An 18477-nucleotide genomic window follows, 5' to 3' on the forward strand; every position below is an offset into this window, starting at 1 on the left:
TCCATGACAAACTACTACACCTTGCCCATGTTGATCGCGGACATTTACCCGTGCTTATACTGCGGACATATACCGTATCAGTAACAGAAATATCTTTTTTGTTGCTAACTAGTGTATTTAGCGCTATTCTATCGTGTCTCTAATGTAGAGACATAGGTTGCATTGTCTTAAGTACAGCATACATTAAGATTGCTGATGTAATTTAAATGGAGGCGCGACATGTTAGCGATTGCTCAAGCTGATAGACGCTTAGCGCTTAGACATTTAGTACAACGCCCTGCAGAATGTCGACGTAATGGCAGATTATTAGCTGGCACTGTACGGGATCAAAACGAATACGGCGTTTTCTTTGCATTAGATCGCAAAAGTGACACTCGCGAGCCCATTTTTTTACCGTACCAACCACAAATTGGCGACCTGGTGGTATTACTTTTTAACGAAAGTGATGACCAACAACTTACCGTTGCGACTGTACGTTGGCGTGGAATTCATTATGAGCATCGGTGCGAGGGTCTGGGTTTGCAGTTTGAGGATTTTTAGGCTAATTACTTAGCTCAATATAACAATTCTATCGATTCTTTAACCCCCTCTAAATAAACACTATTTTTAATGAATATGGCCTGTTTCTGGCCGTCTGAACCTATATTGCGATAAAAAGCAATATATCAACTTTAGACACATTTTTCATGAAAGAAAAAACATGATTGCTAACACTCACAAAGTTTTAATTATCACCGCTCTCTTTTTAATAAATTGCGGAACAACCGAAGAAGATCCGCAACCAAAATACCCCAATGCTATTACTTACTGTACAGGTCGCGCCCAAGCAGAATGTGGTGCTGAGGTTTTAACCGCTTGCGCTGTAGCCGATGAAGATACATGTATTAAAGAACGACAAGATGTATGCGAAGAAAGCTTGCTAACCAATAAAATATATAACAGCAGTAAAGCCGAGGATTGTATCAGCAAAGTTGCCACTGCCTATGCTGACGCTAAATTATCAAAATTAGAAATTGATAATTATACTAAAACTTGCGATCTGCTTTTTGACGGCACCGGTGATGCTGATGATACTTGCAGTAAAAATACCGATTGCAAACAAAGTCAAGGATTACAATGTGTAATTCATATAGCATCATCTACTACTAGAGGTACTTGCCAAGTTGCAAAGACAATTGCTGCTGGTGAATCATGCGAAGATGCTGATGCCCAATGCGCTACCGGATTTCATTGCAGTGCTGACAACTATTGCATCGCTAACGCTGATTTAGACGATCCTTGTGACAGCACCATGCCCTGTAAAGACGCTTATAAATGTTCAAGCGATGGTTATTGTGAAGATAAATTAGTAAATAGCAGCGTATGCACCAACAATAATGAGTGTGCTAGTGGCATTTGTTCTCAAAGCGGTACTAGCAATATTTGTCTTGCCCAAATTACACTCTCAGCTAGTGAACCGTTTTGCATTGCTGCCGCAGGTCGGAATTAGTTTAAGTAAGCAAAGCAAAAAAACGGTACCATAACCCCTCTTTAAAATTAAAGAGGCACGTTACAAGTAATATCAATACGGGCTGGTTTATCTGCAAAAAGTTGCAGTGCTACTGAATGTATGGCTTCAGAAATCACGACAGCTTTAGTGGTACGACGGCTAACCGCTTTAACTAAATCTTTAATTTCGCGCATAGAACAATGTTGCGATTGTACAATGCGTGTTAAAGCTGTCAAAGTATCTCTTTCGTGTAACATTACACTATACTTTAGCTGCGGAAGTTTTTCTTGTTGCAGAATAATTGCTAATTCGATTTGCGATTTTATAAATTTTTCACCAAGTGTACTTATTGCTGTATCAAGGCTAGTGGTAGCTCGTTGTATTTCTTGTTCACCGGCAGCACCCGCAAAAGTGAATAATCTACTTAAACCATTTATCATATCGGCTGTTTGAGCACGATCGAACAAGAAATAAATTAAAGTACGTGGTGGTGCTTGCGGATCAAACTCAACTCCTACTCCATATAAACTTACGCCATCCTGATAGACATAATCATACATATGACGAGCAAAATTAGGGGGGTCACATTCAACACAACGTAACATAGCGTCAAGTTGACGGTCGTATCCAGTAGGATCACCCATGCGTGGATTAAAAAAAACCTGCAAACGAGCATGCTCGGCTTTTGGCACTAAGCCCACCAACATCATAGTTACATTCTGCTCATAATTAGCAAGCTCTTCGGGACGTGGATAACTTAGTCGCGCCAACTCACCCAAAGTTTTTACATCTTTTGGTTGTCCATTATTTTCTAACAATAACTTTGCTGCGCCCTGAAGCAATAAAGCTAGCCACTGACTATGAGTAAGCTCAGGACTTTTATTGCAACCAACCGTTCGATAACCATAGCCGCGTAGCTTGCCTGCGGCCAGGCCCAGAATAAACTCGAATATAACCGGTAATGGCAAATGCCCTTGGTATTTTTTTAGTTCTTCAACATTAGGATATTGATATTTACCGCCAAATAATTCACGCATGCGGCGCAGGCGTTGTACTTCAGTATTAGTTGATTGTTTGCATGCCTTGGCTAATACTTTAAGACCAGCATCAACCCGAGCATCATAATACATGCTATTTTGCGCAAAATTTTTCGCTGCTTCAGGATTGTTTTTAATCATACGTTACGAGCTAAAGCTAAAGTGTAAATAAGTTGGTTGATCATGCCTCGTGTTTCAGCAGCGATACGGCGAGCGCTTTGATCCATACGTTTGCGATTTTCTTCGGTGCTCGCCTTAATCCGTTGACTAGCTTCTAGCGCCACATTACGCATTATCTCTTCCATTTTTTCAGCAGCCTGTCTCATACTTTTTGGTAATGTATCACTAACCCCACGACCAAACATCGTCCAAAAGAGAGAACCTATTATCGACTCGCCAGCTTTTTTGCGTTCTATTAGTTTATCAATATCTGCTTGCGTATCACCTTGGGGTATTGCACCATCACCACAATGTTTTTTTACTTCAACTTTATAATCAACAGATTTACCCATTGCCTCTGCTAATTGTTGATCAAAATATGCCAAATTGCGGAGATTATTAGCACGCGCTGTCATTATGTTTTGGTAATCTATATTTTTTGACTTAGCTTCTGATATCATCTTTTCATAGTTATCATCTCTTTGCAGGTATTCTGAGCGTAGCTTTTTCAATCGTATCACTTCATCTGGATTACTCTTAACAGATAAAGCTGGTGTCTCTGCTAGTGGCCCTGGGGTAAATCGCTGCAAACCAGCAAACTCAGTTTCTGCAGCTTGCGCTTGCTTCATTTTTTTATCATTTTGGGTTTTTTTATTTTCAAATTGCTCTATATTATTATCAAGAATATGTTGTTCATTGCGCATTTGCGCATTATATTTATAAGATCCTGCGGTTTTGCGATATTCGGCTAATAGTCCCTCATACTCGCTAATATCTGCTTTGGTAATTCCATTTTGAAATAATTTGCTATTAGGATCATCAACTTGCTGATACAATTCATTTATTTCATAATCTGAGAGCAAGCGTTGCTCACTATCAGAATTTTGTAACCCCAGAATTTCACTAAGGGTGTTACCTTCAACCGGTTTATTATCAGTATCTTTTTTATCTGTACCGTCGCTATTTTTGGCAATGTGACGTTCAGTTATTAAACAATCTAATTCTTGTTTAAGCTGCTGAGATTCTTCATCCCACTTTTTAATAGCATCATTTGTATGGGTGGTTTTACTAGCTTGTTGCCATTCGGGTGTATCTATTAATTTTTGAGTTTGTTTGGCGTGTTGTTCAAGCTGCGTGATATCGTCAAAATCAGTAATATTAGATAATTCTGATGAGCGCCCTAAAGAAGCTGCTAATTCATCATCAAAACTAGCTAACTTTTGTAAATTTTGTTGACGTTGTGTGTTAAGGGGTCCTAATTTTCGGTTTATTATAAAGGATTGAATTTGGTCTTTTTTAGATTTAGGATCGAAAGCCTTCAATTCATTTTGTAGTTGTTCAATCTCTTTGGCTAATTCTTCATCTTTAGTAACCAAGGGCTGCCGCATAAAGGCTATACGCTGCATTTGCTCATTATCACCCAATGGCGACTTTGATTTATTCGCTGTTAAAAGAGAATGGTATTGATCTCTGCGCACCTTTTGCTTATCAACGGTTTTTTCTTTTTGTTGTATACCTTTCTCTTCATCTTTAAGCTCTTTAAGCTGTCGTTGGTTATAATTGCGTTGTTCATTAAGAAATGTATTCCATTCAATATCTGAAGCATATGTTTTAAAAGATTCAAGCGTTTGTTCATATTTATTTAAATCTGCTTCGGTAAATCCGTTTTTAACTAACTCACTATTTTCATCTTTAAGTTGTTTGCGCAAATCAGCTAGTTCAGCTTTAGTTAGTAAAGTGCGTGGACTTTCACCTGGAATCTCATCATTAACAAGTTTTTTGGTGCCCGCAATCTCAGCCAGCGTTTTATTACCATACTTGGGCTTACCATTCTTATCGAGAATGGGTTTATTATCAGGGCCTAATAACTTTTTAGGCTTGGTTAACATATCATTTAAATCAGCTTTCATCTTAGTTGGTAGATTAGCTTTTTCTTCTGCTACCGCTTTGGTAACAGCTTTGGCCAAATCAACTAAAGATTCGCCAAGCTCCATATAGGCTTTGTATTTATCAAACTCATGTTTTCGCTTGGTAAATTCAATATCTGCTTGTCGCGCTAATATATTGTTATTTGCTGCACGAGTGCGCATCTCGTTCATAAGTATACGTATAGCGCCATCATCTTTGGCACATTCCATCATAAAATTGATAAAAAACGCCTCCCAATTAAAATGCACACCTTCGCCATAGTTGGTGGTCAAACCCCCGCCAGCATTACGAATTAGCGAACTATTTGCATTAGTGTCTGAGCGTTGCTTTGAATCGTTGGGAGATTGAGAACTGCGTGATAATGGCATTAAGGCTGAACGCTGTGGACGTAAACCAAAGCTCGCTAGCGATGGAGATGCCTTTTGCGATTGCGGTTGTTTTGCTGCTGGCGAGCCTGGTTGATTTGGTAACGAGTGAAAAGCCGCAGTTGCTTTTGCGGTTGTTGAGTTATGGTTTAAACTTGATGCAGTTGCAGCATTTGCATCTTTTATTTGGGTGGGCGGTACTTCTTTTAAAGTTTTAGCATATGCCTTAACATCAATTGGCGCATTTTCTTGTAGCATACTAGCAAGCATACTATCGAGTGCTTCACTAAGTATGTTGTTATTTATCGCTGTATCAATTGGCGGCAAATATACCCGCGCTTTGGGGTCACCACGCACTTCAGCGCGAGCTTTATTACCCAAGCCATCAGCACCACGAGTTTCATCATTACCGGTGGTCTTTTTTATTTGTTCTTGAGCTTGATCTTTTTTTAATTTTACTGTGGTTTTGGCAGTAGCTGCCGCATTTTCAGCTTTAGTAATATTTATACGCTGTGCTTTTGCTACCTTTTCTTTACGCTGCAAAATAAGTTTAAGCAAAGCGGCTTCGTCACTAGCTTCACCGTATCTTTGCTTAAAACGACTGCGTATTTTTTCAAGGGCAGCTTCTCGTGCCCTTTTTTCTTTTTCGCGCGGATCTGTAGTAGGCGCAGCGTGTTCGCTACTAGATGTTTTACCACTCTTAATACTGAGGTCTTCGGATGCCATTAAACCTCTTATAATTTAATAGCTATTCTTGGAAAATCTTGCTAGCTATTTGAGTTTGTTGGTCATAGTGATCATTAATTATTTTTAAACCTGATTTTAGCACTTCGCGAGCTGCGTCTTCAGTGCTTTTCTTATCTTCAATTGCTTCATCTTGAATTGATACCATCATTTCAAAATATTTCTCTTCGATTTCTTTTTTGTTAGCTTTGCCTTTTGCACCTTTTTCTTCTAAATTTGCCACGTTTCTATAAGCGCCTGCGATGTTACCGAGCTGAGTGCTACAAGCTTGCACACCTGCAGCACTAATCGATGTAATAGTCTTCAAAACTGTATTTTCAATAGCACCAGCCGCTTGCCCTATGCCAGCACCTGCACAACCACCTATAAAAGATACCGCCGCAATTATCCATGCTGTAGCAAGATTATCACGAGCTTCTTCTAAGAGATGCGCAATTTTATCTTTAGTTGCTTGAATTTGATTTTGTTGCATAGCTTGCTTATGTTCTTGCGCTGCGATACGACCCTCGCGCGCATCAGAAATATCACGAGTCGCGGCTTTGGCCATAATCATAAAAGCCGCAAACATTAATGCTGCATCTTGCAAAGAAACATTGGTGGCAATTTGATTAAGAACTTCTTTGACATCATCATCTAAAGCGATAGGTCCATTAATATCAGGAACCTCATGCCCTAAAGACTCATAAATAAGACTATTAAGGTTAATTGCAGAAGGCCCAGTATAACCATCAGTAGGTACTTGCACCCCATCAACTAAAGTGAAGCCAACCCCTTGGCCGCCATTCATTTGCATTAAAATAGCATTAAGCTCGGCTTCAGTTAAAACCCCGCTGGTAATACCTGGAGTACCGCCAGGACCATCTTCGTCAGTCATTATTTGATACTGATCGTTGGCATTTTGCAAAATCATCCAAGTATTATCAGAAGAATAACTTATGGGATTAAAGGTTGTCATAATCGCCCTCTACTCAAAATAATAACTTAAACCTAGTTATTGTTAACGGGTCTGCGAAATCGTTTGTAGTTTCATATTACTTGCTTGAATATTACCAAGCATTTTTAATACCGCATTAATCATCTCCCCGCGATTTTCAGTTAATAGCTTCATCAGTTCTTGTAATTCTTTGCGATCAGACATTGCTGCATCAACTTGCATTGCGAATTTTTTAGCTTCAGCACCTGCTGATTCAGCAGCGGCCACAGCTTCGGCATACGCCATATTTTCATAGGCTTCGGTTACATATGGTGCTGCCGAAACTATAGCAGTAGAGCTTCCAATAACTAATTGACCTAAACCAGTAAAAGAAGTGCTAGTGGTGGTAGTTATGGTTCCACCAGCCAAAGTTGTGGTTGTTGTAGTTGCGGTTAATGCCCCTGATGTCGTGCTACTTGCCACCACACTGCCAGATGATACCGCCACGCCACCTGTCCCACCAGCAGCTCCTGCAGGACAACATAAACATACCGCTATAACTATAGCTGCAGCTACCGACATTAATTTTAAGGCTGCATTAAGATCACCAGTAATTAACAAGGTTACCAAAAATGTACCAACAATAACCACAGCGGCAGCTATGGCAGCATAGGGGCCACCACGAATAAATGCTGCTACAACAGCAACCACTGTTTGCACTACTGCTGAAATTACATTGACTATTTTTGATGACCCATGGTCTTTTGCTTTATTTGCAGCTTCTGCTAACTTCGCTTCTTGTTCTTTAAATTTGGCCTTTTCTTTTTCAATTGCCGCCAATGCTCGGTCTTTAGCTAATTTAGCAAGATTATTTAATACTTCTGGGGTATTATCCGCATTTAATAAATTTAATTTCATAAAGGCCGCAAGTAAGTCTTCTGATGACATCGACATAAGATCTTTATAGATAGGTTTGCCATCAGCATCATAACTTTCAATCATAACTTCATCTAAGGCTTCGGCAAGTTGTGCCACAAAACTTTCAGCACCTTCTGAGAGATCTACATCAAGATTTAAAGCTGGTGGGGCAACTTCGTCTAATCCTGATACATCACCCATAGCTTTTTGAACGTCAGATGGTTTATCAACTCTTTGAGTATCCCCAGCTTTTTGGGTTGAACCTGCTGTTTGAGCTGAACTTGCTTGGGCAGAATTAATATTTATAGTTTCTTTAAAAACCGGAATGCCTGATTCGTCGAGTTTTAATCCTAATAAATCAAGAACCGTAGGATCATATTTAGGAGTTTTATCGCCGGTTTTAGGAGTAGTCGACGAACCGGGTTGTTGTAGTTGCTGACCATCGCTATAAGTCGTAATTGGTGGAGTTATAGTAGGTTGATTGGTTTGACCAAATCCGCTGGTTCTAGTCATGAAAAATTCCTCCGGTACTAACTATGCTTTATATACATACACAGATAGGGCATTTTTGGGCTGTTAGGCTGTTGTTTTGCGATCAAATTTTTGCAATAAAATTTTTGCATGTTTTACCATATCTTTATGTTTAGGAATGGCTTCAGCCACCTTTAAACCTTGGCGAATATCTTGCAGACCTTTATCAATACGACCGCAATAAATATGACATTCACCACTAAATACCATTGAGCGAGCATCTTCTTTATCTAACGCAAGGGTCAAATCATAATATTCAAGTGCAACTTCATACTGTTTTAATCGTTGAAACCCAATGGCCGCCAATTGATAATAACGTGGCTGGTAGGGATGAATTAATAATAAGTGGCCAGTTAAGTTTAACGACTCAACGATTTGCCCAGTTTCTAATAATTTAACTGCCGCCGCATAAGCACCATCAAGTTCATTTTTATTAAAACCTGCGATTTCAGCAAGATCAATGCGACTTGCATTACGAAGCTTATCAAGATCTTTGATTAACGGCGCCAACTGAGGATGCTTGCGCATCTGTTTTATAGTAAGCTGTTCTTCTGCGTTATATTCATACTTCTCAGGCTCAATGCCAGCAGCAACAACTTCGGCTTGTGCCTTTTTATAAGCTTTAGGCGATAAAATGACCTGCTTAGGTATATTACCATTGGCAGCGATAATCGCCCGAGCCCGCATTAAAAATCGTTTATATTTGGGATCTTTGCCACCAATAGCATCAGCAGTTTTAAGTGCTTCAACCCCAAGATCATGCTGCCCTAACTCGCAATGAACTTCGCCTAAATATACCATAGCGATAACATCATCAGGGTTGAATGTTACTGCAGATGTGTAAGCTAAAAGTGCGGCATGTAGATTCTTTTGCGAATATGTACACGCCCCTAAACCGCGCCAAGCGCTTGAGCGTTTAGGGCTCATACGCAATATAAATAGATAAACTGCAGCAGCTTGGGAATATTTTTGCCCGCGATATAGAGCAATAGCTATACGCTCGATATTATTTAATGCTGCATTATCTAAACCAAAAACTTCAGCAGGTGTCTCGGCACCTTTTTGAATCGCTGCAATCATTTGTTCATATTCTTCATCGGGAATATCTTTGACAAAACTTAAATCAAATCCCAAATCGGTATCGCTCATGGTCGCCTCACAGTAATTATTTATCAGCAAGCTAGCATCAAAACGAGCTAATGCAAATGACAATAAAATGCCGCAATATTTATAAAACTTGGCTTAAGTTTTTTTGTTAACGTGCGTCGCTAATTACAGCATATTTTTAGCGCCCTGGCTGCGCATTTCATTCATGGTCTTTGATACGCCAGCCGCGATTTGATAAAGCTGATTGACTCGTTGATCAATAGCTTGAAATGCTGTTTGTTCCATTTGACGATTGTTGCGCACTTCTTCTTGTTGGCGTTCAATATCTTTGGTTTTTGCACCTAACGAAGAGCGACTACAATGTTCAGTTTCTTCTGATAATAATACTGCTTGGCCATCAGCGCCAACGTCTCTAGTACTATAAGTACGCGCGGTATAAGGAACACGGCAATCAGCAAGGTCGTCACCTTTTTTGCCTTTTTCATCTAAAGTTAATTTTTGATTGGCATCGTTAGCTACTTTTAGCTGTTGCGATAATGCGTCAGCTATTTTATTGAAATTATTAAGTTTCATAAGTCGGTAGCGTTTATCTTCATTAGCATCAACAATTGTATCTTTAATGACCTGCAGCAAAGACTCCATAATGTTGCCATTTGGCGGTATGGGTAGACTTAAAAATTTCGCCATAAATGCTTCAATAGCCTCAGGGCTGGGGTCATCCATTAAAATTTGAGCTGCAGCAACAGTATCAAGATAGCCTGGTTGATTTTTTTGCCACTTTGCATTTGCATCTTTGGTGGCACTATTGCACGGCCAAGCGCCAGGATAGATTACCTTTTGGTAGATTTCTTCTTCATCTGAGCCTGGCTCAGGTTGAGAACTGCTAGCTTGCGGCAATGTTTTGGGTTTTTCTGTATCATAGCCATCGCCCACATCAGCATCATCTGTAGTTGGAGGTGGCGTTGCACCAGCTGTGGCTGGCCCATTTACATCACCAGTATTAATAGGCGGATTATTGGTATAATCTACTTTGCTATTAGGAATTCCGCCGGTTGTAGTCATTTAATAGCTCCTTAATTACTCTTAGTGCGCTTTACCTTTTACTATACATACACAGATCTAGCTGATTTAGGTTAATTATGGAAGCTTGATAATCGGCCAAAATAAAACAACGATTAGAGGGGATTATACTTTCATAATTTGCGTAAATTACTCAAAAAATTTAAAAATCAAAATCAATTTGCGGTTCTTTAGAAGCTGGTTTCTTTTTACCCTTGCCTTTACTCTTGGTTTTACCTTTGGCCTTGTGCTTGCTCTTAGTTTTGGCTTTATCCTTGCCAGGTTTATCTTTACTTACCGCAGGTTTTGACTCTGGCATTGGCATAAGATCAGGTTCGGCTGTATCTGGTCCAATTTCAAAAAGTGGTTTTTCTTCTTCAGCACTAGGTGCTGCTGCTGGAGGTAGAGGCTCAGCAGGCTTAGATACTGGAATTACTGCTTTAGGCGCCACAACCGTCACATCGCCACCAACAGGAGTATGTTCAACTAAGACAAACTCAACTCGGCGGTTCATCTCTCTGCCTTTGGCAGTTTTATTAGATGCAATGGGCTTATCTTCACCAAAGCCTTCTGATACAACCCGTTTGGGCGTTACACCCTTCTTTATTAGGTAGTTACGTACACTATCAGCACGATCACGACTTAATCTTAAGTTACGTTTATTGTTACCCGCTGAATCAGTGTGGCCCTCAATACGTACTTTTGCAATGTTTTTGTGGCCTTTAAGAACAGCAACAATTTGATCTAAAAGCATAAAGCTCTTTGACAGAATGACTGAGCTATTAGCTTTAAAGAAGATCTTTTCTTTTAACTCAATCTTCTCTTCGGTTACGGTAACCAGCGGCACAAACTTCTGCTTCTCAGGGCAGCCATCTTCATCGGCAATACCGTTGTAATCTTCAGCTTTATCTATACATTTATCTTGCCAATCGGGGATACCATCAGCATCGTTGTCATTATCAGGGCAACCATCATCGTCTTTAAAACCATCATAATCTTCAGGTTTATTGGGGCAGATGTCATTTAGATCAGGGATACCATCACTGTCATTCTCAATTTCGGGACAGCCATCTTCGTCGGCAAAACTATCGGGATCTTCAGCCGCAAATTTACACTTATCAAGACGATCAGGAATACCATCAACATCAGTATCGATATCTGGGCAACCTTGATTTTCTGCCGGACCAGGTTGGTCGATACACTTATCAACCTTATCAGCAACGCCGTCTTTATCACGATCAACTACTGGGCAACCACGATTCTCTTGTGGCCCAACTTCGCTTGGGCATTCATCGTCTTCGTCAGCAACACCATCTTCATCGCTGTCGGTTGGGCAACCGTTATTAGCTTCTGGCCCAGGAATTTCAACACATTGATCAGCTTCATCAGGCACACCATCACCATCAGCATCACGAAAACGACGATTGCCGGTGTAATAATTAATACCTGCAAAAATTCGTGGTAATGGCGCGCCGTATCCAGGAAAGATACCAGCACCAGCACCAAAATTAACCGTGATATGAGAAGTTAAAGCAATATTAAGACTAACATCGGCCTCAGCACTGGTGGAGGCTTTAAATAACTCACGTTTTTGCCCTTTTTTAGTAAGTATCAAGGGATCTTTTGCAGGAGAAACAGCAAAAGCCTCAGCCACTAATTCTATTGGCATAGCTGGATTGTTATTAAGATTATACCCAAGGGCTATTTTTGCATTGAGCTCATCGTCAATTACTAAAGTTTGCAACTTGGTCTTATCACGAACGCTATAACCAACATTTAATGCGGCGCGAAAAGAACCAGCTATAGTCGATACAGCGATACCTGGAGTAATAACTACATTACGCTCACTAGAATACGGCGCCTTTTGCGCGGTAGGTACAACAACCGCGGCAACCACTGCGACTGAAAGCAGACCATCTTCAAGACGCAATACGCGCGCGCGAGGTAGTATACGCAAGTCGCCTTGAGTAAATGATTTAGGTGCTTTGCCAAGATTTACATTTTCGGCAGATATTTTTTTTTCTTCAAAACCACCTTGTGAAACAAACGGCATAACTAAACCAATATCAGCAATATCAAATAAACCTAAACTAGCGATAAGATTCGCGTCTATGCGATTTTTTATAACGATCCCTAATTCATCAGTAGAATTGTCGCTCTTGAGAACTTGAATTGATAAAGGATTGCGGGCGTAGTTGGCATTTAAACCAACATTCAATTTTAAATGAGGGTTAACTTCTGCAGACTGTACTGTAACAAAATCGTTGCCACCAGCAGCCGGATGGAACAACTGAACATTTATGGTTGGCTTGGCTTCAGTAGTAGTTTGTGCCAAGACGGGCGCAGCAAACATAACTAATACAACGCTTATTAGTTGCCAACGCATAGACTCTCCTCTATCCACATAATGTTACTGTATCCTATATAGAAAACGCCATTTAAAAGCCCGCTAATCAAGATTGCAATACTCCAATAAAGAAAAACGGCTTAAAAAAAAACAGCACATTAATTAAGGGTACCACGCTCTTGGCATTATGCACACTATCGTCTTGTTTGGGTATGTAATTTTATAAAATAGCAAAGGTTATTTATAGCGGTAAAGTAAAAGTCAAATTACTTGTTCTTTAAAAAAATTTATTATGTGATTAGCAACGTAAGAAACCTCTGCGGATGTAAGCTCCGGCCATACAGGTAAAGCTAAGCTATCTTGTGAACACGCGTATGCAACAGGAAAATTATTTACGCTATGCCCAAGATAACTAAAAGCTTTTTGCGCATGTAAGGCGGCTGGATAATATATTGCGGTGGCAATATTTTTTTTTGCTAAGTGTTGTTGTAACGCATCGCGGCGATGAGGTACACGAATAACATATTGATTAAATACATGACGACTTTGCATCGCTAACGGTAATAAAACCGGCAACTTAGTATTATCACTTTTATTTAATTGAATCGCGTCTAACGGTTTTGCTGCGCATGCATCGCCACACGATGTACCATGAATATTTGGCTTGGCCACTTGCCCAAAAGTCAATAGCTCTTGATATAGAGCAGCATTTTTCTGGCGATTTACTGTACTTTCATCAAGATATTTCAACTTTACATTCAATAAAGCGCATTGCAGAGCATCAATGCGAAAATTGCCACCGATCATTTGATGATCATACCTTACTACTTCACCATGAGAACGTAACGCCTTTAGTTTAATAGCTAATGCATCATCATTAGTAGTCACTAAGCCGGCATCGCCAAAGGCACCTAAGTTTTTAGCCGGAAAAAATGAAAAACAACCAATTTTGCCAATGCTGCCCACACGCTGCCCTCGATATTCGGCACCAATAGCCTGACAAGCATCTTCAATAACCGGTATACCGTGTTTTTCAGCTAGTTCCATTATTGTTGCCATCTCTGCAGCTTGACCAAATAAATGAACCGGAATGATTGCCTTGGTCTTTTTAGTTATCTTCTCAGCTATGCCACTTGGAGAAATATTGAAACAGCATGGGCAACTATCGACAAATACTGGGATTGCCCCTATGCGTGCAACCGAACCAGCCGTAGCAAAAAAAGTATAAGTTGGAACAATTACTTCGTCACCTGGCCCAATACCAAGCGCCATTAACGCCATAATTAGAGCATCAGTGCCACTAGATACGCCGATTGCATGTTTTACCTTAAGATAGGTAACACACTCTTCTTCAAAATTTTCAACCTCGGCGCCCATAATGTAACGACCACTTTTAAGCACTCGCAAAGCCGCATCTTCGAGTTCACTTTGCAGCTTGGCATACGAGCGTTTGGGGTCAAATAAAGCAACTTGAGTTACCGTCATTTATCGTACTCGCTTAATAATTACCGTAATGGCTGTATATGCTAATACTGTTTTAGCGTCTAGCGCTTGGAGTGAGTGATGATTTAGGCCGGCGTGGTAACACCAAAGCTGCTAAATCATTTTTTTAAACGGCCACTAATGAGATTTTGCCTTTTTATTATTTCTGTTGTATGTAAATTGAATATTTAATATTCAATCGGCAAGGTCGCAGTAACCATGATAACACGCCATCTAGCGCCAAAACTTAAAGAAGTAGCCGCCAAGAATCCTGTAATTACCCTAACTGGCCCACGTCAGTCCGGAAAAACTACTTTACTAAAACATACCTTCCCACATTACGACTATGTGTCTTTAGAAGAACCTGATGAAAGAGCTTATGCACTCAAGGACCCACGTGGCTTTCTGTCGCGTTTTTTTAACCAAGTAATTATTGATGAAGCCCAACGCGTTCCCCATCTATTTTCATATATTCAAACTATAGTAGATACTGATGATATGCCCGGTCGTTTTATTTTATCGGGCTCACAAAATTTTTTATTACTACATGGCATATCTCAATCATTAGCCGGACGCTCAAGTATTTTGCATTTATTACCATTTTGTAAAAGAGAGCTTACCAACCACCCAATATTAACGACTCAACGTTTATTTAACAATAAAACACTTTCGTCCAACCAAGATCTTTTTAATATAATGACAACTGGCTTTTATCCACGCATTCACGACAAACATCTTAATCCACATGAGTGGTTAGCTGATTATTTTCAAACATATATTCAACGAGATGTCAGAGATTTGATTAATGTTGGCGATACTGAATCATTCATTCGTTTTGTAAAATTATGCGCTGGGCGGGCGGGACAATTACTCAATTTATCTTCTTTGGGAGCTGATTGTGGAATATCGCATACAACCGCCGCGCGTTGGCTTTCATTGCTTGAAAGTAGTTTCATAATTTTTCGACTTATGCCTCATCATCAAAATTTCTCAAAACGACTCATTAAAAGTCCAAAGTTATATTTTTTTGATTGTGGCCTATTATGCTATCTTTTACGTATCAAAGACCCTGAGGATTTGCGTATATCTCCTTATCGAGGCGCTATTTTTGAAAATTTCTGTATAGCTGAATTTATAAAGTCCGCATATAATCAAAAACTTGAGCCCAACTTATTTTTTTGGCGCGATTCTTCGGGTCACGAAATAGATATGTTGATAGAACAGGCAAATTTTCTGTTACCATTTGAAATAAAATCTAGTGAAACTTTTAATGAAAGTTTCATTAATAATTTAACATATTGGATTAATCTCGCCAAAAACCAAAACAAGCAAGCAGCGATACTATATGGCGGCAGTAAACGAATGAATTATAAAGGAATCGATGTTATTCCTTGGTTGATGCTGTAATCTTTTTACCAATTATAATTATAACCACCTGTTTTTATTTGCCTTTCATTATTAAATTTCACCCATTTTTTTACCAAGCAACTTTTTGCAAAATTGGACGAAAATATGGTTGTTAGTAAAGGCAAGCGAAATAAGGTGATTGGTTATGGCTAGAGCAATTAAAAATAATAACCAAATTGAAGTGAATACAGCACTCATATCACAAAAACCTGGGCTATTATTATTTCTGCCGCAGAGACAAAATCTATCGTCTGCTCAGGCCATTAAATATAATGTTTCTCATAATGAAGCGATTAATAGCAAACATTATAGCTCATTGATGCTCGATCTTAGTAAAATTACTGCTGCTCATGCTGCGGCTTAATACAATTAAAATCAATTTTATTCTATTTAAAATACATATCGTTACACTGCGCTTAATTTGCTTATTATATCCATAATCAAAAAAGGTCATGAAAAAAGGTATCCTCTTCATCAGGTATCAGTTCTTTTACTCCCTTCTTAAGTGCTTTCTGAATGCGTTCTTCTTTTGCATTAGGAAATTCCTGAGTAATGCAGCTTTCAATAGGGCGACGCATTGTATGAATGGGAATACCTGCTTTTAGCATTTCTCGAATCATTTCTTTAATTAATTCTTCAAGAGGAGGTTTGATACGTCTTCCCCTATTATCTTTAATCGTATGCAAGGCACAATATACTGCGTATCTCAAAAAATTAAGCACTTCAACCATGTCCATAATAAATTTCAGTTCAGCTAAATCATTTTCAGTTTCATTAAGGATTCTCTGAAATTTATCAATAGATTTTTGTAATCTAATCAGCAGTGCGTTGGTAAGACCAATTTTAAGTAAAGCTTCTTTAAGAGAGAGACCTTGACTGGTATAATTTTGTATTTCAGTCAAAAGTTCTGATTTTGTTAAATCTAAATCATGGACCCTTGTTTCTAAAGTTGCTGTACCATGTGGAATAGCATCAGGAAGATATCCTAAAGTATTTTTTATCCGGGCATACGCATCATATTGATTTATTATTGTTTGTTCTGCGTTTTCTGATACTAATTTTCCTTCTGCCTGAAGTGTTTCTGAAATAAACTGCGCCATTGTTGTGATAATTTCTTCATCATCTCGACCACTTTTCCTAAGCTTGGCTAAAATATTATCAGTATCGTTAAGAGTTTGGTAGTCACCTGCTTGTGGTGTAGAAGTAATTGGCCCAGAAGTTTCTGCGGGCACTCCTGGTATTATACTGTAAGTATCAATTAATTTTAAAATTAGGTTATTTCTTAGTTCTTGATAAGTGCCATGGCGTCGTAATATATTACGAATAATTTCACGTAACTCATTATCAATAGGCAAGTTTAAATGGGCAATTTGAAGGTCTGCAATAAAATTATCAACATCTGCCTCTGTAACTGTATAAATTGTTTCAGAACTACTTTTTGCTATCTCTTGAGGAGCATCTAAAGATATTTCAAATGTTGCCTCTGGGGAATCTTCGGATCCTCCATCTGGTGTTGGAGATGGTTGCTCTGGTGTTGGTTGTGCTGGTGTTGGGTCTTCAGGTGTTGGGTTGGATAATTCTTGAAGAGTTACTTGAAAATCATTATCAGGAAACACTTTTGGTTGCTTAGGAAATAGTTGAAAATCGTCATCAGGTAATTCCCACGGCAGTTTGTATGGATCATCATCATTAGCCTTTTTTTCTATAGGAAAATCTACTATCTCAACACCACTTTGGGTTGTACTTTCAGTAGGGCGAGCATCGGTAATACTAATACGTCTTTCAATATGCTCAGGAGGAGTATGAGGCGTAGTAGTTGTAATTGCAGGCTCTGCTGTTATCACTGGATTGCTAGTCTCAATTTCATTTTGATCAGGTTCTTGATTTTGCGCCCGCTCTATATTCCTTTGGCGTATATGTTCTTGCCACAATTTGAGATTGCGCTGATGAAATTCAGCCTGAAATGCTGCTGCTTCGTCAAGAGTGCGATCCCATTCATATAGTGTATAAATCGTAATACCCGCAACAACGGCAAGCGATATTAAAGCTGCAGCACTACCAATTATCGCCCAACGAACATTGGTTGCAGCACTAGCTGTTCCTGGATTTTCAACCAAAGTATAACTAGTCTCTCGGATTACTCTAAAGCTAGTATTAATAACTGGCCGAACATAAGGTGCAACATCTTTAGCAGTATTTGCTATCCGCAACAATACACAAGGACCAATATGAGCTAAGTTCACCCTTTTATCGTTGGCATCAGTATTTAATGAATAATTATATTTTAGTTTTGCATCAGCAGCGCTAATAGTACCATCACTTATTGATCGTTTATCAATGTTTAATTTATCTAAATCATAAATATCTAAATAAATAACATCTTTTTCTCTGGCCAAATATTTTAAATCACCCACAGTCTCTAAATAAATTATCTCATCAGGACACTCAGTACCGGCAAGATTTTTAAATATATTTTGATTATATTCACAATTGTCTAATTTAATAACTTTAGGTGAACTGCTAGTTGTCTCCCCGCGATAAATTTGAAAACTATTTAGTTCGTTGTTGGCTAGTTTAAGCTGGGGTGGTTCTGTAGATACACCTGAAACACCTGTAAAAACTTTATCAACTTTATCAACAGTCGTATTTTGAACTGTTTGATTATCAGCATCGCCAACGCTTGCTGGAATAGATGTCTTTAACACATCAGTTGGTGGCACATACATTTTAAAAAATTGTTTTTTATCAGCCTGTTGTATCGGTGCCATAAAATTAATTACCTTAAAATAAACGTAAATTTTGATGTATTACTACGTAGTGATTATTTTCGGCATTAATGAGAAAATGTTACTGAATATATGAATAAAACTATTACCGATCGGAGTTTTTCACGATCATTTTTATCATACCCGCTACCATGGCGATTTAATTAACCTTTGCAAGTTTTGACTACAGTCAGGTTATGTCGTTAACTGGCGTTAACAATATCA

Annotated in this window: 13 protein-coding genes; 4 read left to right on the forward strand and 9 right to left on the reverse strand. The window is 39.0% G+C overall.

Annotated elements, in window-relative coordinates; genetic code table 11:
- The first annotated feature begins 219 nt into the window (after positions 1–219).
- Both JW841_04550 and JW841_04555 read left to right on the forward strand, forming a co-directional pair.
- Entirely contained in the window at positions 220–540 is a 321-nt protein-coding gene (locus JW841_04550) for a PilZ domain-containing protein (protein ID MBN1960194.1), read from the forward strand.
- 160 nt (positions 541–700) lie between these two features.
- Positions 701–1489, forward strand: a complete 789-nt coding sequence (locus JW841_04555) for a hypothetical protein (GenBank protein MBN1960195.1) — start codon at positions 701–703, stop codon at positions 1487–1489.
- A gap of 47 nt (positions 1490–1536) precedes the next feature.
- On the opposite strand, the gene JW841_04560 is transcribed toward JW841_04555, so the two are convergent.
- The 8 genes from JW841_04560 to JW841_04595 form a co-directional block, all read right to left on the reverse strand.
- Positions 1537–2667: a hypothetical protein gene (locus JW841_04560; protein ID MBN1960196.1), complete on the reverse strand. Its 1131-nt coding sequence runs from the start codon at positions 2665–2667 to the stop codon at positions 1537–1539.
- Positions 2664–5705 carry a hypothetical protein gene (locus JW841_04565; protein MBN1960197.1) on the reverse strand — a complete coding sequence of 1014 codons (3042 nt, stop codon included), beginning with the start codon at positions 5703–5705 and terminating at the stop codon, positions 2664–2666. The genes JW841_04560 and JW841_04565 overlap by 4 nt, the downstream gene beginning before the upstream one ends.
- Positions 5706–5727: 22 nt before the next feature.
- Positions 5728–6678, reverse strand: coding sequence for a hypothetical protein (locus JW841_04570; GenBank protein MBN1960198.1), 951 nt, complete (start codon positions 6676–6678; stop codon positions 5728–5730).
- A 42-nt stretch (positions 6679–6720) separates the two neighbouring features.
- On the reverse strand, positions 6721–8067 hold the full coding sequence (locus JW841_04575) for a hypothetical protein (protein MBN1960199.1): 1347 nt from the start codon (positions 8065–8067) through the stop codon (positions 6721–6723).
- 63 nt (positions 8068–8130) lie between these two features.
- Positions 8131–9234, reverse strand: a complete 1104-nt coding sequence (locus JW841_04580; GenBank protein MBN1960200.1) for a tetratricopeptide repeat protein — start codon at positions 9232–9234, stop codon at positions 8131–8133.
- A 123-nt stretch (positions 9235–9357) separates the two neighbouring features.
- Positions 9358–10254: a hypothetical protein gene (locus tag JW841_04585; protein MBN1960201.1), complete on the reverse strand. Its 897-nt coding sequence runs from the start codon at positions 10252–10254 to the stop codon at positions 9358–9360.
- Between the two features lie 160 nt (positions 10255–10414).
- Positions 10415–12637 (reverse strand): OmpA family protein, encoded by a 2223-nt coding sequence (locus JW841_04590; protein ID MBN1960202.1) that lies wholly within the window; start codon positions 12635–12637, stop codon positions 10415–10417.
- Between the two features lie 222 nt (positions 12638–12859).
- Positions 12860–14083, reverse strand: a complete 1224-nt coding sequence (locus tag JW841_04595; GenBank protein MBN1960203.1) for a DegT/DnrJ/EryC1/StrS family aminotransferase — start codon at positions 14081–14083, stop codon at positions 12860–12862.
- Positions 14084–14299: 216 nt separating this feature from the next.
- On the opposite strand from JW841_04595, the gene JW841_04600 reads away from it, so the two are divergent.
- Together JW841_04600 and JW841_04605 are read left to right on the forward strand one after the other, a co-directional pair.
- Positions 14300–15487, forward strand: a complete 1188-nt coding sequence (locus tag JW841_04600; protein ID MBN1960204.1) for an ATP-binding protein — start codon at positions 14300–14302, stop codon at positions 15485–15487.
- A gap of 145 nt (positions 15488–15632) precedes the next feature.
- On the forward strand, positions 15633–15851 hold the full coding sequence (locus tag JW841_04605) for a hypothetical protein (GenBank protein ID MBN1960205.1): 219 nt from the start codon (positions 15633–15635) through the stop codon (positions 15849–15851).
- Between the two features lie 76 nt (positions 15852–15927).
- Here the strand turns inward: JW841_04605 and JW841_04610 are convergent, their stop codons facing one another.
- Positions 15928–18255 (reverse strand): hypothetical protein, encoded by a 2328-nt coding sequence (locus JW841_04610; protein MBN1960206.1) that lies wholly within the window; start codon positions 18253–18255, stop codon positions 15928–15930.
- Positions 18256–18477 lie beyond the last annotated feature (222 nt).

The organism is Deltaproteobacteria bacterium, assembly GCA_016931625.1.
Lineage (GTDB): Bacteria > Myxococcota > XYA12-FULL-58-9 > XYA12-FULL-58-9 > JAFGEK01 > JAFGEK01.

Excerpts from the sequence above, each read along its gene's own strand:
- JW841_04600 (MBN1960204.1), top strand. The coding sequence starts at position 14,300 with ATGATAACACGCCATCTAGCGCCAAAACTTAAAGAAGTAGCCGCCAAG.
- JW841_04550 (MBN1960194.1), top strand. The coding sequence starts at position 220 with ATGTTAGCGATTGCTCAAGCTGATAGACGCTTAGCGCTTAGACATTTA.
- JW841_04610 (MBN1960206.1), bottom strand. The coding sequence starts at position 18,255 with ATGGCACCGATACAACAGGCTGATAAAAAACAATTTTTTAAAATGTAT.
- JW841_04595 (MBN1960203.1), bottom strand. The coding sequence starts at position 14,083 with ATGACGGTAACTCAAGTTGCTTTATTTGACCCCAAACGCTCGTATGCC.
- JW841_04590 (MBN1960202.1), bottom strand. The coding sequence starts at position 12,637 with ATGCGTTGGCAACTAATAAGCGTTGTATTAGTTATGTTTGCTGCGCCC.
- JW841_04560 (MBN1960196.1), bottom strand. The coding sequence starts at position 2,667 with ATGATTAAAAACAATCCTGAAGCAGCGAAAAATTTTGCGCAAAATAGC.
- JW841_04605 (MBN1960205.1), top strand. The coding sequence starts at position 15,633 with ATGGCTAGAGCAATTAAAAATAATAACCAAATTGAAGTGAATACAGCA.
- JW841_04585 (MBN1960201.1), bottom strand. The coding sequence starts at position 10,254 with ATGACTACAACCGGCGGAATTCCTAATAGCAAAGTAGATTATACCAAT.
- JW841_04575 (MBN1960199.1), bottom strand. The coding sequence starts at position 8,067 with ATGACTAGAACCAGCGGATTTGGTCAAACCAATCAACCTACTATAACT.
- JW841_04570 (MBN1960198.1), bottom strand. The coding sequence starts at position 6,678 with ATGACAACCTTTAATCCCATAAGTTATTCTTCTGATAATACTTGGATG.
- JW841_04580 (MBN1960200.1), bottom strand. The coding sequence starts at position 9,234 with ATGAGCGATACCGATTTGGGATTTGATTTAAGTTTTGTCAAAGATATT.
- JW841_04555 (MBN1960195.1), top strand. The coding sequence starts at position 701 with ATGATTGCTAACACTCACAAAGTTTTAATTATCACCGCTCTCTTTTTA.
- JW841_04565 (MBN1960197.1), bottom strand. The coding sequence starts at position 5,705 with ATGGCATCCGAAGACCTCAGTATTAAGAGTGGTAAAACATCTAGTAGC.